The organism is Streptomyces sp. NPDC039609 (assembly GCF_055596705.1).
In genome coordinates this window covers 712,306-725,932 of record NZ_JBVIUJ010000001.1, presented here as the reverse complement: position 1 = coordinate 725,932, position 13,627 = coordinate 712,306, and the positions used below count along the sequence as shown (strand labels likewise).

Annotated in this window: 14 protein-coding genes; 6 read left to right on the top strand and 8 right to left on the bottom strand. The window is 72.2% G+C overall.

Annotated elements, in window-relative coordinates; translation table 11 throughout:
• Positions 1-56 precede the first annotated feature (56 nt).
• Positions 57-1,511 carry a carboxylesterase/lipase family protein gene (locus ACZ561_RS03200; protein ID WP_470988967.1) on the bottom strand — a complete coding sequence of 485 codons (1,455 nt, stop codon included), beginning with the start codon at positions 1,509-1,511 and terminating at the stop codon, positions 57-59.
• Between the two features lie 234 nt (positions 1,512-1,745).
• On the opposite strand from ACZ561_RS03200, the gene ACZ561_RS03195 reads away from it, so the two are divergent.
• Positions 1,746-2,105, top strand: a complete 360-nt coding sequence (locus ACZ561_RS03195) for a hypothetical protein (protein WP_470988964.1) — start codon at positions 1,746-1,748, stop codon at positions 2,103-2,105.
• A gap of 103 nt (positions 2,106-2,208) precedes the next feature.
• Here ACZ561_RS03195 and ACZ561_RS03190 read toward each other — a convergent pair whose 3' ends face one another.
• The 4 genes from ACZ561_RS03190 to ACZ561_RS03175 all read right to left on the bottom strand — a co-directional run bounded on the left by ACZ561_RS03190 (position 2,209) and on the right by ACZ561_RS03175 (position 4,191).
• Positions 2,209-2,610, bottom strand: a complete 402-nt coding sequence (locus ACZ561_RS03190) for a nuclear transport factor 2 family protein (RefSeq protein ID WP_470988962.1) — start codon at positions 2,608-2,610, stop codon at positions 2,209-2,211.
• On the bottom strand, positions 2,607-3,137 hold the full coding sequence (locus ACZ561_RS03185) for a GNAT family N-acetyltransferase (protein WP_470988959.1): 531 nt from the start codon (positions 3,135-3,137) through the stop codon (positions 2,607-2,609). The genes ACZ561_RS03190 and ACZ561_RS03185 overlap by 4 nt, the downstream gene beginning before the upstream one ends.
• 67 nt (positions 3,138-3,204) lie before the next feature.
• Positions 3,205-3,720 carry a DinB family protein gene (locus ACZ561_RS03180; RefSeq protein WP_470988956.1) on the bottom strand — a complete coding sequence of 172 codons (516 nt, stop codon included), beginning with the start codon at positions 3,718-3,720 and terminating at the stop codon, positions 3,205-3,207.
• Between the two features lie 105 nt (positions 3,721-3,825).
• Entirely contained in the window at positions 3,826-4,191 is a 366-nt protein-coding gene (locus ACZ561_RS03175) for a cupin domain-containing protein (protein ID WP_470988954.1), read from the bottom strand.
• A gap of 568 nt (positions 4,192-4,759) precedes the next feature.
• Between ACZ561_RS03175 and ACZ561_RS03170 the strand changes: the two genes are divergently transcribed.
• The 4 genes from ACZ561_RS03170 (at position 4,760) to ACZ561_RS03155 (ending at position 7,920) form a co-directional block, all read left to right on the top strand.
• Positions 4,760-5,146, top strand: coding sequence for an SPW repeat protein (locus tag ACZ561_RS03170; protein ID WP_376441242.1), 387 nt, complete (start codon positions 4,760-4,762; stop codon positions 5,144-5,146).
• Between the two features lie 210 nt (positions 5,147-5,356).
• Positions 5,357-5,716, top strand: coding sequence for a DUF805 domain-containing protein (locus ACZ561_RS03165; protein ID WP_470988951.1), 360 nt, complete (start codon positions 5,357-5,359; stop codon positions 5,714-5,716).
• A 188-nt stretch (positions 5,717-5,904) separates the two neighbouring features.
• Positions 5,905-7,197 (top strand): ATP-binding protein, encoded by a 1,293-nt coding sequence (locus ACZ561_RS03160; RefSeq protein ID WP_470988949.1) that lies wholly within the window; start codon positions 5,905-5,907, stop codon positions 7,195-7,197.
• A 144-nt stretch (positions 7,198-7,341) separates the two neighbouring features.
• Positions 7,342-7,920 carry a YdeI/OmpD-associated family protein gene (locus tag ACZ561_RS03155; protein ID WP_376441249.1) on the top strand — a complete coding sequence of 193 codons (579 nt, stop codon included), beginning with the start codon at positions 7,342-7,344 and terminating at the stop codon, positions 7,918-7,920.
• Between the two features lie 4 nt (positions 7,921-7,924).
• Here the strand turns inward: ACZ561_RS03155 and ACZ561_RS03150 are convergent, their stop codons facing one another.
• Together ACZ561_RS03150 and ACZ561_RS03145 are read right to left on the bottom strand one after the other, a co-directional pair.
• Entirely contained in the window at positions 7,925-8,425 is a 501-nt protein-coding gene (locus tag ACZ561_RS03150; protein WP_376441252.1) for a GNAT family N-acetyltransferase, read from the bottom strand.
• A 13-nt stretch (positions 8,426-8,438) separates the two neighbouring features.
• Entirely contained in the window at positions 8,439-10,139 is a 1,701-nt protein-coding gene (locus tag ACZ561_RS03145) for a hypothetical protein (RefSeq protein ID WP_470988945.1), read from the bottom strand.
• A 198-nt stretch (positions 10,140-10,337) separates the two neighbouring features.
• Between ACZ561_RS03145 and ACZ561_RS03140 the strand changes: the two genes are divergently transcribed.
• Positions 10,338-11,804: a PP2C family protein-serine/threonine phosphatase gene (locus ACZ561_RS03140; protein WP_470988942.1), complete on the top strand. Its 1,467-nt coding sequence runs from the start codon at positions 10,338-10,340 to the stop codon at positions 11,802-11,804.
• A 187-nt stretch (positions 11,805-11,991) separates the two neighbouring features.
• Here ACZ561_RS03140 and ACZ561_RS03135 read toward each other — a convergent pair whose 3' ends face one another.
• Positions 11,992-13,488 (bottom strand): DNA-binding protein NsdB, encoded by a 1,497-nt coding sequence (locus tag ACZ561_RS03135; protein ID WP_470988940.1) that lies wholly within the window; start codon positions 13,486-13,488, stop codon positions 11,992-11,994.
• Between the last annotated feature and the right edge of the window lie 139 nt (positions 13,489-13,627).

Here is a 13,627-nt window from a genome sequence, read left to right as displayed (position 1 = left end):
GCCGCGTGGCGCCCGGGACGGCGCGGTCCGAGGTCGGGCGGCCGCGCGGTGCCGGGTCAGGTGAGCCAGATCTCGCGGACGTGGCGCAGCGGGTCCCGCTCGACGCGCGGCTCGGTGTCCCAGACCATCGTGGCGCGGCCGGCGGCCGTGTAGCGCGGCCAGGACTCGCCGGGGTCCTGGTCCCGTACGAAGGAGACCCAGGCGCGGTGCATCGCGTCGGCGAGGGCGCGCGGCGGCGCGTCGCCCGCCGCCGCCGTGACGCCCTCTGCGTCGAGGAGGTCGAAGGCGTAGGGCAGGTCGAGGCAGTGGAAGGCCATCGAATTGACCGGCGACTCCCACACGAACTCGTAGAGCCAGGTGGGTCGTTCGCGCGCGGCGCGGGCGTCGGCCACGGCCAGGGACGGTGCGCGGAAGGTGGCGTCGGTCAGTGCCTGCCCGAAGAGGCGCTCGGGGCCGTCCGCGGCGTAGGCGGCGGTGAAGGCCTCCACCCGGTCCGGCGCCAGGCCGACGGCGCCGAGGAGGACGGACACGGGCGGGCCGTCGGGTCCCGGGGCGGGGATGGCGTTGAACTCGTGCGCCGTGAAGCCCAGCATCAGCGGGACGTCGGCGCCCGCGTCGCCGTCCGTCAGCGCGTCGAGGACCGGTTCCGGGATCAGCTTGCCGTCCGCGAAGGGTGCGAGCGAGAGCATCGGAGGCAGCCCCTCGCGGTCGGGGCCGGGCTCGCCGAGCCGGTCCTGGAGGTCGAGCAGCGCGTCGTCGTGCAGGTCGCGCAGTGCGGCGGCGGTGGCGGGGACGCCGGTGCGGGCAGCGAAGAGGCGGGCGGCGGCGCGGGCGACCTCGGGTCCGTCCGGACGCATGACCGCCCCGGAGACGGAGAGCGCACCACGGAACAGGTCGCGGGCGGCGGGGACCGCGAGCAGGGTCTGGACGGCGCCGCCGCCCGCCGACTGGCCGGCGACGGTGACCTTGGCCGGGTCGCCGCCGAAGCGGGCGATGTTGTCGCGGACCCATTCCAGGGCGGCGATCCAGTCCATGACGCCACGGTTGTCGGGCGCGTCGTCCAGGTGCAGGAAGCCCTCGATGCCGAGCCGGTAGCCGAGGGAGACCAGGACGACGCCGTCGCGGTTGAAGGCCGAGCCGTCGTACCAGGGGCTGGCCGCCGATCCGGCGACGTAACCGCCGCCGTGGATCCAGACCAGGACGGGCAGGCCCGCCTCGGGGTCGGGCTCGGGCGTGAAGACGTTGAGGTTGAGCACTCCAGTGCCGGGGAGGGAGGGCTCGGGGATGGTGGTGACCTCGGCGAAGGGGCGCCGCTGGGCGGTCGGCCCGTACGCGGTGGCGTCGAGGGGCTCGGTCCAGGGCTCCGGCGGCACCGGCGCGGCGAAGCGGAGGTCGCCGACGGGCGGCTGCGCATAGGGGATGCCGAGGAAGCGGACGCTGCCGTCGGCGCGCCGCCCGCCGCGGACGGGACCGCGGGTGGTGGTCACGAGGGGCGCGGCGGTGGGCGTCATGGGGGCTCCTGGGGGTCACGTGACGCGGGCGCGCCGATGAGGACGAGAGGAAGGTAACACGTGTCACCATCACGCGTCACCCAGCGATGTCACCGCGACGCCACTCCGACGTCACCGACGGACGGCGCGATGACTCTCGTACGGGACAATCCTCTTGACGATCCGTCCATGGTGTCGCCCTCCCGAGCACGGGTAGAACCCGTGACGGACGGCGTGGCGGCAGGGGGAGGCGGCGTGGACGCGTCGACGGTGGTCGGGGTCCTGGTGGTGGCCAGCGGGGCGGCTCTGATGGCGACGGGTGCCGTCCGGAAGGGGCGGGCGGTCCGTCCGCTGCGCCCGGCCCGGGCACGGGCCGCCGCGGAGCGCGCGGACTTCCGTGTCCTGCTGCGCGCGGCGGGGATGGCGATCGCATCGGCACGCGACGCGGCAGGCCACGGCGAGCCGGCCATCGTCACGGTCGAGGACGTGATGCGCCTGACGGTCGAACGCTTCGGCCGCACCGACGTCCCCCGCGAGCAAGCGGCGGCGGCCCTCCGTCTCCAGTACGAGCGCGCCGCCTGCGCGACGGACTGCGTCACCGACGCGTTCGGCTGACGCGCGGCAGCCTGGGACGGCTGCGGGGCGCGCGGGCACGCGTCACATGTGCGGCGCGCCCGGGACGACGGCCTCGAGTTCGGCGATGCCCATCTGCCCGCCCCTACTCCACTTCCGGCGGGACCGGTGTCGCCTGGTGGTAGTACATGCGCCAGCCCGCGCCGTCGCCGGCCCGGCGCCAGAGGGAGCTGCGGCGGGCGCGCAGGCCGTCGATGACCGTTTCGTAGGTCAGGTGGACCAGGCCGGGGGCCAGGAGCGTGCCGGACATCGCCGAAGGTTCGTAGCGCGGGCCGTCGTCCGTGCCGCCGGGGAGATCGGGCAGTGCGGCGAGCATCCGGTCGTACGTCCAGCGGCGGCCTGAGGCGCCGACCTCGACGAAGTCGGGGTCGAGCAGGTCCCGGGCGAGCGCACGGGACGTACGCACGGAGGGCTCCATCAGCCGAAGTTCCGCCGCGACGGCTTCGGTGATGTCGGCGGCCGAGGCGGCCTCGTCCGGCGCGCTCACAGGGCGATCCAGTAGCGCCGCTTGCGGCCGAGTTCCGTCTCGCGGGTGTCCTCCAGGACACCGCCGTTGCGCTCGATCGTGCGCGCCGAGGCGATGTTGTCCTCGTCGCAGGTCACAAGGACTCGGTCGAGGCCGAGGATGCGGGCCTCGGGGAGGACCGCGCCCAGCGCCCAGGTGGCGAGACCGCGCCGGCGCGCGGAGGGCCGGATGCTGTAGCCGACGTGCCCGCCGGCCCTCAGGAGGAAGTCGTTGAGGTCGTGACGCAGGTCGATCGCGCCCGCGTACGCGCCGTCCTCGACGATCCACCAGTGCGTGGCGTGCACCCAGCCCTCCGCGAGCGGGCGTGTCGCGTCGGACTGCGCACGCAGTCGCCCCACCCAGGCGGCGAAGACCTCCGGATGGGCGAGGGCGTCCCCTTCCGCCAACCTCATCCCGGCGCCGTCCTGGTGGGCACCGGGGCTCCACTCGGCATGCGCTTCGAGCCAGGAGGAGTGAAGACGCGAGGTGGGGGCGACCAGTTCGGGCATAGGGGGGACCATACAGGCCAACGGGCCCCTGGAGCAGGGCATTCGCGGCGCCTGTCGGGCGACCGCACTACTCGCCGGTGAGCCCGTCGACGCGTTCGCGGAGCAGGTCCGCGTGGCCGTTGTGACGGGCGTACTCCTCGATCATGTGGGCCAGGACATAGCGCAGGGAGTACACCTCCTCGCCCAGGTGTCCGCGGTCGTCGAGGGAGTCCGCCGCGGCCACGACGGCGCGGGCCCGGACGCACTCGTCCCGCCACACCGCGAACGCCTCGGCGACCCCGGCCTCGTCGAGGTCGTCGACATCGAAGTCCGCCCACTGCGTCGAGCCGGGCGGGGTCCAAGGGCTGCGGCTCCGCTCACCGTTGACCACATTCCGGAACCAGCCGCGTTCGACCTCGGCCGCATGTCGTACCAGGCCGACGAGGGAGAGTCCCGAGGGCGCGATCGCGCGCCGCTTGAGCTGCTCCACCGTCAGCCCCGCGCACTTCATCTCCAGGGTGTCGCGCTGGAACTGGAGCATCGCGGTGAGGGTGGCGCGCTCGTCGGCGGTACGGGGCGGTGGCGTGCGGCGATCTTCGTTCATCGGGTCATCGTGCCGGAGCGCACCAGCGGCGGTCCCCGCATGTCCCCGGGGTTCGCCGAAGCGGCCTTCCTCACGGGACGTCGGCCGAACGCGGCCGCGGCCTCCTCAGGCGCGTTGGGCGTAGTTACCGAAGCCGACCCAGTCCAGGGCCACGCAGGGCTCGTCGCCGAGAACCCAGGCGTCGTGCCCCGGTGAGACGGTGAAGAAGTCGCCGGGGCCCACCTCGAGCGATTCGCCGTCGTCCATGACGATCTTCATCCTGCCGCTGACGACATAGCCGACGTGGTCCGCCTGGCAGCTGTCCGTACCGGCGATGGGCTTGATGTGCTTGGACCACTGCCAGCCCGGCTCGAAGACGGCCCGGCCGACCGCGCCGCGATCCGTGTTGACCAGGTCCAGCCTGCCCTTGCCGCCCTCGAAGGGACGGGTCTCATCTGCGGAGTCGAAGCTCCGGGACGCGATTCCGGTCATGTTCGTCCGCCTCCAGGCGGTGAGACGTGCCAGCCCCCGAGTCCTCTTCCAGGTTACGCCGAAGGGCCCGCGCGGGGCGTCCTGTTGCCGCGGGCGGCCCCAGCACCGCCGCGGGACGGGCCGCGTCGGCCGCCTTCGACGTCCACGGGCCTCCCCGCGTACGGATCCGCCACACGCGCCTCCGTCGTACGAAACTCGAGGAGCCCAGGCGGGTCAACCACCTCTTCGGCGGCAGGGGCGCCCACTCAGCACGGGCTGGCGCACGAGAAAGGCTCGCGACAGCACCGGCGGGCCGGCGGATATCGATACGCGTCTGCGCTTGGCCTTTCACCGACCATTCATTGAACGGTCACCTTCTTTGGCGGTTCCCCGCTAATCCGTCACGCAATTTCTGTACAGATCCCTTATCGGACAGATCTACACATAAAGGCTAGATAAGAGCACAATGAAACCGCGGCATCACGCCGCAAGCACGATCAGACGTGCAAGACGCCAGAAGGAGGCGAGTCGTATGTCTGACGTCTCTCACCGTCCCGGTGATATCAGGGGCCACCCGGACGCACCGGAAATGCGTGACCGCTACTCCCGAATGCTCCAGACCCGTGGTGTCGCCGCGGTCGAGGAACTGGTCATCCTGGCCGGCATCTGGGCCGCCGTGTCCGCTTACACGGTCCACTTCGCGGGAACCCACCCGGACCTCGCCCTCAGCAACCTGATCGTCGGCATCGCTCTCGCCGGTCTCGGGCTCTGCATGTCGATGGCACCGGAGCGGTCGGCGGACCTCAACTTCGTCGCCCTGGCAGGTGGCGTGTGGCTGATCATCTCCCCGTGGGTAGTCGCACGGAACGCAGACACTGGCGCGATCGTGAGCAACGTCATCACCGGCGCATGCGTCTGCCTCTTCGCGCTCACGGCGGGAGGACTCCTGATGAGCAAGACGAGGAAAACGGGATGAAGTTCTGATCCTCCCCCCAAAGCGGCGTCACATCCCTTCATCGGGATGCGGCGCCGTCGCCGTCCCCCTGGGCAAACCAGACACATCACCCCCCAACGCCCTCCGCCAGGTAACGAATTGACCGACGGCGTTTCGGCCACATAAGTTCTGCGTAAGCTTGCTCCACAGGGACAGGCTCCCGCTCGCATTCCCAGTCCTTGGGGGGACTAAGTGAACTGGTACCTCGACGTTCTCAAGAAGTACGCCACATTCAGCGGTCGCGCGCGACGCCAGGAATACTGGATGTTCACGCTGTTCAACGTCATCGCGGTAGTTGTCCTCGCGATCGTCGACAACGCGGTCCTGGGTGTCTACCCCGCGCTGACCGCCGTCTACATGCTCGGCGTGCTGCTCCCGACGCTGGCCGTCACGGTGCGACGCCTGCACGACACGGGCCGCTCGGGCTGGTGGTACCTGATCGCCTTCGTCCCGCTCGTCGGCGGCATCATCCTCTTCGTGTTCACCGTCCTCGAGGGTGAGGGCCAGCCGAACGCCTACGGCGACAACCCGAAGGCCATCGCCGCGTACTAAGCAGTACCGCCCGAAGCCCCCGGAAGGCTCCCTTCCGGGGGCTTCGCGCATGTCCGACGCCGTACGCCCAGTGACGGTTCGTAGCATTGGCCGCCCGCGCCTTGTGCACGATGGAGCACGACCCGCCTCCTCGCCCGCCCCTAGCCTCGCCGCAGCGGCGCGCAATGAACGAACGAGGGGCGGTACCGATGAACTGGCTCATCCACGACTACCGCGAGAGCGATCTCGCCGCAGTGGTCCACCTGATCGACACCACGGCCGAGCTCGGCCAGGAATCCGTCTTCTCCCTGGCCGAATGCATCGGCGCCCTGACCTCCCGCCAGCCGGCGGTCGTCGCCGTGCACCAGGGCGTGCCCATCGGAACGGCGCTCGCCTGTGTGGCCGGGGAGCGGGCCTGGGTGATGCGGATCGCGATCGCCTCCGCCTGGCGGGGCCGCGGACTCGCCAGTGCGCTTCTGGTCGAGCTGGAGCGACGCCTGGTCGCGGCCCGGGTCGGCCGGATCGCGTACGTCCTGCCCGAGGAGGACCTGCTCGGCGAAGGACTTCTCAACGCGGGTTACACGCGCCAGCCGGCCGTCGCCTACTTCGAGAAGGTCGAGCCGCTGCACGGACCCGCCGCCAACCTCCTCGACGACCTCGGCGGCAGACTGCTGCCCGGGGACCTGTGGGCGAAGGTCGCCGGCATGGAGCGCGAGAAGGATCTGATCGAACGACGGGTCGTGCTGCCGCTCGCCGAGCCGGAGCGCGCGGCGCGGCACGGTGTCCGACCGCCGCGCGCCGTGGGCCTGTTCGGCCCGCCGGGTACCGGAAAGACGACGTTCGCCCGTGGAATCGCCTCGCGGCTCGGCTGGCCGTTCGTGGAGATCCTGCCCTCCCGGCTCGCGGACGAGGGCAATCTGGCGGCGGCGCTGCGCTCGGCGTTCGCCCGGATCGCGGAGTTGGAACGGGTCCTGGTCTTCATCGACGAGGTCGAGGAGATCGCCCCGGTCCGTCAGGAACCGGCGCAGCCCGGCGGGATGCACGGGGTGACGAACGAACTGCTCAAGCTGATACCGGGGTTCCGGGAGCGGGACGAGCGGCTCCTGGTCTGTGCGACGAACTCGATCCGCTCCCTCGACCCGGCCTTCCTCCGCCCCGGCCGTTTCGACTACCTCATTCCGATCGGTACGCCGGACAAGGCGGCCCGGGCCGCGATCTGGGCGCGCTACACCGACGGCCGGCCGGACGTGGACATCGACGAACTGGTGGCGGCGAGCGATCTGTTCACGCCCGCCGACGTCGAGCACGCGGCCCGGATCGCCGCCCAGAACTCCTTCGAGCGGGATCTGGTCGCCGTCGGTGGACGGACGGCCGCCGAGGAACGGCTGCCGGGAGCGAGTACGGCGGACTATCTGAAGGCGATCGGCCAGTGCCGTCCGACAGTGACCTCGGAGATGATCACCCAGTTCGAGTCGGACATCACCACGCACGCCCGGTTCTGACGGGGTTTCGCCTCCGGGCGGTGCGCCGTCCCTCCCGGTCGGGTGCCGGCGTTCGGCCGGTATCCGACCATGTCGATCACGGCCCGAATATCGTGGTCACGAGCGGATTCCGCGACGACAGACCAACAGAGGGGGACTGGTCCCATGGAGCAGTACGAGGGGCTCGAGCTCATGACCGTCACGAAGACCGAGGAGCTGGAGTCCTGGCTGGAACAGCACCATGCCGACACTCCCGGGATCTGGCTGAGAATCGCCAAGAAGGGCAAGGGGGGCGAGTCGCTGACGATTCCGGAGGTGCTCGACTGCATGCTCTGTTTCGGCTGGATCGACGGGCAGCGCAAGGGCGGGGACGGGGCGTACTACTTCCAGAAGTACACCCCGCGCCGGGCGCGCAGCCTCTGGTCGCTGGTGAACGTCCGCAAGGTCGACGCGCTGGTGGCCGCGGGCCGGATGCGCGAGCCGGGACTCGCCGAGGTGCGGGCGGCGCAGGCGGACGGCCGGTGGGAGTCCGCGTACCCCTCCCAGGCGGAGGCGACCGTGCCCGACGACCTGGCGGCGGCGCTGGCGGCCGACGAGAAGGCGCGGACCTTCTACGAGCAGCTCGGGAAGACCGATCAGTACATGGTGATCCTGCGGCTGTGGCAAGCGCGCACGCCCAAGAACCGGGGCGAGCGGCTCGAGCGGATGATGGCGAAGCTGGCGGCCGGCGAGAAGGTCACCTGACCGGTCACGCCGTCCGGCGGTAGAGCACCTGGGGGGCCTCGAACTCCACGAAGGAGGCCGCGTGGACCATCCCGATGGCCTCCAGGAGCCGTCGCGACCGTTCGTTCGCCTCCTGGGTCACCGCGACCACACTCCGGGTGCTCTCCAGCGCACGGTCGACGGCCGCTGCGACGGCTTCGCGCGCGTAGCCCTGCCCCCAGTGCTCGGGCAGGAACTGGTAAGAGACCTCCGTCTCCCCGTCCCGCGACGCCGGCTCCACGGTGACGAGGCCGAGCAGCGTCCCGTCGGAGGCCCGGACGACCGCGTGGACGCCGGGCGCTCCGACGATCCGTTGCTGCCGGATCCGTACGACCTGGTCGATGACCGGACCGCCCAGGTGGAACCGGACGTCGGGGTCGGTCCACAGCCGCGTGACGGCCGGCACGTCACGCGCCCGCACCGGGCGCAGCAGCAGTCGCTCGGTGGCGAGGGCGACGTCGGCGGGCGGGGCGGAAGACGTGTTCATACGTACGATCATCTCAGCTCGACCCGGCCGTACGGGCGGGTCCGGGGCGCATCCGGCGCTGTACGGCGGCCAGGGCGCCGGCCTTGCGGCCCGGGACGCGCTCCCGCAGCGTGACGAGCGCGGGTCCCAGCTCGCGGGCCCGAGCGGGGTCCTCGATCTGCTCCCACTGGTGGTGCGCCCGGTCGACGGCGCCCTCGACATCGGGCTCCCCGGGCTCCTGCCTCAGCCCGAGCCGGGCCTGGGCGGCCGCGATCCACAATTCGCAGCTGCGGGCGGGCTCCCCGGCGAGCCGCGCAAGATCGGCCCGCACCTCCATCCAGTGCACGGCCTGCTGCGACCGGGGCCCATGCCGCCGCAAGGCCTCCTGCTCCCACGCGACGGCCACGGCCACGGCCTCCCCATGCCGCCCGGCCTGCGCGGCGGCGAGGATGGCGGGGTGCGGATCGGGCACGCCGACGGGGACGGGCGCGGGCGTCGCCCGGGCAGGGGGGCTCCCGGGGCGGGCCGGAGCCCCGACGGGCGAAGCGGCCGGGACGTGTACGGGTGCTCCCTGAGGAGCTGACTGCGGTACGAGCACGGGTGCCGCGCCGGGAACAGGCACCGGGGCGGGGGCGGGGGCGGGCGCTCCGCGAAGGCCCGGCACCGGGACGGGCGCCGGGCCCGCGAGGGGCACGGGCACCGCGACCGGCCCCGATGCCCGATGAGAGGCGTTGCCTGGGACGGTCACTGGAGACCCATGCGGAGCGGACTCCGGAACCGGCCGGAGGCCACTCTGGGCAACGGGCACGGCGACGGGGGCGGAAGCCCCGTGCGGAGCGGCCACCGGGACCGGCCCGGGGCCGGGCACCGCGACGGGCGTGGGCGCCCCGTGCGAAGCCGTCGCCCCGGCGGGCGCGGACGCCCCGTGTGGAGCCGACGCCGCGACCGGCATCGGGCCACCCTGGAAACCCGGTACCGGCGTGTCCGCCGCCACGCCGCCACCCGGCCTCGCCCCATGCGGCATGCCGGCGAAGGCCGGCGCCGGGCCGGGCCCCGGCAGCGGCAGCCCGCCGGACGCGTCGGCGCCGACCGCCGGGGTCAGAAGCAGGCACTCCAACCCGCCCTGCTGGGTCGCCGCCTCCGCGTGGAGGTGGGGCAGGGACGGGCGGGCGCCCGTGCGCCAGACCGTGGCGAAGTGGCGAAGGTACTCCGGGGTCGCCGGGTCGCCCCGGCGCGGGGCCGGGGCGACCCGGCCGTACAGGAGCGGGCCCGGGCCCAGGGAGAGGAGGGCGGGGGTGGTGCGCAGGCGTTGCCACAGCTCCGGGTCCGCGACCAGGTCCGCCACCACCGTCGTCGTCCCCGGCCGCCGGGTCGCGAGTTCCGCAGCGAGCCAGTGCCATGGCAGCCCCGTGTACCGCAGCGTCGTCGGCGTGCTGCGCGCGAGCGCCAGGTGCGGCAGGTGCTGGCGCCGGTCCAGTTGGAGCTGGCCCGCGAGGTAGACCGCCAGGGGCCCGGCCGTGGCCGCGGCCGCCCGCAGGCGCGTCAGTACGGTCTGCGGGTCCAGGGGGTCGGCCAGTTCGACGACCGTCGCCACCGGCGTGCCGGTCAGCGCGCTCGGTGGCACCGCCGCCAACGCGGGCAGCACCGACGCCGCGTCCACCGCTCGTCCCCGCCCCGCCGGCGCCGCCGCCAGCAGCACCGCCGTACCCACCGTGTCCACCTCGTCGTTCACCACACCAGCACCGTAACCTTCCCACCGCCCCTTCTCGTTATCACCCCGATGGCCGATAATCGGCGGGCCTTTGGCATATGTCAGAAGCACCACCGTATCGAGTGTTGCCAAATCCCTTACGGGCAGTCCTTGCCTGTGCAACAGTCGTATCCGGGCCTAGTTCCACAGATCGCCCGCGCCGCGCCTGTATCGGAGTACGACATGCCGTCCCATCTGTTCGCGGACCGTCCCGCTCAGCCGCCGGAGCCCGGCATGGTGGACGCGTTGATCTCGCAGACCCGGCGTCTGCGCGGTGACGTGGACGCCGTACGCCGGGACGCGGTGCTGGACGAGGACGACCCGAAGAACCGCTGGCAGCGCGCCCTGTGCGATCTCGCCGTGCACCAACTCGACGACCTGGGTGCCCACTTGGGTCAGCTCAAGGCCGGCATCCCGGACGAGCTCCCCGTCGCCCCCGGCGCCGACACGATCGAGGCCGAGGCCGCGTCGGACCCCGGCGCCGCCTACGGCGGCCCCGCCCCCGCTCGCACCGGCTCCCTGCTGAGCCGTGTCGGCAGCGCCGAGTGGAATCTCCTCACCGACGAGGTCAGTTGGTCGGAGGAGCTGTACCAGATCTTCGGCCGGACCCCGGAGAGCGGCCCCATGTCGCTCGACGAGCTCCCCTCGATGGTGTTCGCCGAGGACCAGTCCGTGCTCCAGGCGATGGTGACGGACTGTCTGATCGACGGAAAGCCGATCGACGGCGAGTTCCGGATCGTCCGCACCGACGGCCGGGTCCGCACGCTCCACATGATGGGCGAGCCGGTCCTCGACGCCGACGGCTGCACCGCTTCCATGTGGGCCGTTTTACGGGATGTCAGCGAACTGCGCCGCAGCGAGCGGGCGGTCCGCGAGTCCCGTGACAGCCTGCAGCGCCGCCGCCACGTCGAGCGCACCGAACGCCGGGTCGCCGTCGAGTTGCAGGAGGCTGTGCTGCCTCCCTGGCGCGGTTCCCTGAGCTTCGCCCATGGCGGCCCGGGCGCCCCGCTCGACGTCGCGGGCCACTATCTACCGGCCGCGACGACCGGCCTGATCGGCGGCGACTGGTACGACGCGCTCGCGCTCCCCGACGGGGACGCGCTGCTGACGGTCGGTGACCTCACCGGACACGGTGTATCCGCCACCTCTTCGATGGCCATGCTCCTCGGCGCGCTGCGCGGGATGGCCGTGGCCGGAATTCGCCCCGGAGCCCTGATGGGCCACCTGAACCAACTGCTCGAGACCTCGGTCCAGCCGGCCCTGGGCAGCGCGATGTGCTGCCGTTACGACCCCGCGAGCCAGACGCTCTCCTGGGCGCAGGCAGGTCACCCCGCCCCGCTGCTCTTCCGCAACGGAACGGGGCGCGCGCTGAAGCGACCCGACGGCGTGCTCCTGGGAGCGACGGCCGCGGCCGCGTACGAGGAGTCGGAGATCCGGCTGCTCCCCGGCGACCTGCTGATGCTGCACACGGACGGGCTCACCCGGCGCGGCGGCATGGACGACACGGGCACCCAGCGCCTGCTCGCGCTGGCGCCACGCCTGGCCGGGGCACGGGACGCGCAGGACTGCGTGCGGTCCGTGGTCGAGGAGTTCGGCCAGGCACCGCGTGAGGACGACGCCTGCGTGATGGTGGTCCGGGTCGGTCGGTAGGCGGGGAGCCCGGCAGGACGGAACTCAGGGACAGGACGAGCGAGGCAGGCGAAAGCGACTGCGCCGCTCAGGAGGGCATACCGGCAGAGCCGGCGTGCCCTTTCTCGTACGTACGGGTGGAGTGGCGGGGTGAGTACGTACGGGTGAGGTGGCGGATGCTGCCGAGGGCCGGCCGCGCCGGACCGCCTCAGATCGACCCGGACCTCGGCCGCTTCGCGGCGGGCTTGGGCAGCGCGAGCTCGATCTCCTCGCGCAGGTCCTCGATCTTGGCGTAGCCCGCGTACTGCCCGGTCAGCCGGTACATCTCGCGCAACCGGTCCCAGGTCCGGTGCGAGGAGGTCTCGCCCATGGAGACCAGGGCGAGCCTGGCGTACCGGTCGGCCTGCTCCGGGTCGTCGGCGATGAAGCAGGCCGAGGCGAGGGAGATGTAGTCGAAGAGCTTGGAGCGGTTGTGTCCGTTGCGGCGCAGTTCGAGCGCCAGCTTGGCGTGGCGCTGCGCAGGGACGGCGGCCGAGGGGTCGTGCTCGGCGAGGGTACGGAAGGCGAGCGCCTGCATCCCGTGCATGTCGGCGTCGTCGAAGTTCTGCATCCAGCTCGGCGGAGGCACGTCCGAACGGTCGGAGACGAAGAGGTCCTCGGCCTCGCCCAGGGTGCGGCGCATGGCCTGGCCCTTGCCCATGGACGCCTGGGCCCAGGCCTCGATGGTGTGCAGCATGGCCTGGGTGCGCGGCAGAACCTCCTCGCCCGAGCCGGACTTGGCGAGCTTCATGAGGTCGAGGGCGTCGTCCGGCCGGCCGAGGTGGACCATCTGGCGCGCGGCTCGGGACAGGGCCTCGCCGGCGCGCGGCCGGTCGCCGCCCTCGCGGGCCGCGTGGGCCGCGATCACGAAGTACTTCTGGGCGGTGGGTTCGAGACCCACGTCGTGGGACATCCATCCGGCGAGGACAGCCAAGTTGGCGGCCACGCCCCACAGACGTCGCTGGAGATGGTCGGGGTGGTGGTAGGCGAGCATTCCGCCCACTTCGTTCAACTGGCCCACCACGGCCTTGCGTTGGAGTCCGCCGCCACGGGAGGCGTCCCATGCGCGGAACACCTCCACCGAGCGCTCCAGCGCCTCGATCTCCTCCGACCCGATGGGGGCGGCCTCGTAGCGGTCGAACCCAGCGGGGTCGGCGTGGAGGGGATCGTTGGCGCGGGGGGCTTGCGCGGCGGCGCGTGCGGGGTCGGTGTGGAGCCAGTCGTGCATGGCGCTGGTGAGTGCGGAGCCGGCGGCGAGCACGGCGCCCGCGCCCATCAGGCCGCGTCGGTTGAGCATGAGGTCCATTCCCGTGAATTCGGTGAGGACCGCTGCCGTACGCTCGGGCGCCCAGGGCAGCCCGTCAGGGTTGTCGTCGTTCCTGACGTTCTGCCGTTTCCCGGCGCGCCCGTGTCGTACGAACCCGAGGTCCTCGATGGTCACGACACGGCCGAGTCGCTCGGTGAACAGAGCTGCCAGCACCCGGGGTACGGGGTCGCGCGGGGTCTCCCCCATGTCGATCCATCGCCTCACCCGTGAGGTGTCGGTCGACAGTTGCGGGTGGCCCATGGCCGCCGCCTGCCGGTTGACGAGCCTCGCGAGCTCTCCCTTGGACCAGCCGGCGAGGCCGAAGAGGTCTGCCAGGCGGGTGTTGGTCTGTCCGGTCACGTCTAAGCCCCCAGGTTCTCGGCTGAGTTGACAGTAACCCCCTGTCATAGGGCTGGCGACTATTCGCCAGGCTTCGCCAGGGTGCGCCCGATGTTCCGCCACCCGCGCCCGGGTGTCAGGTAGGAACGCGCCACCCCGC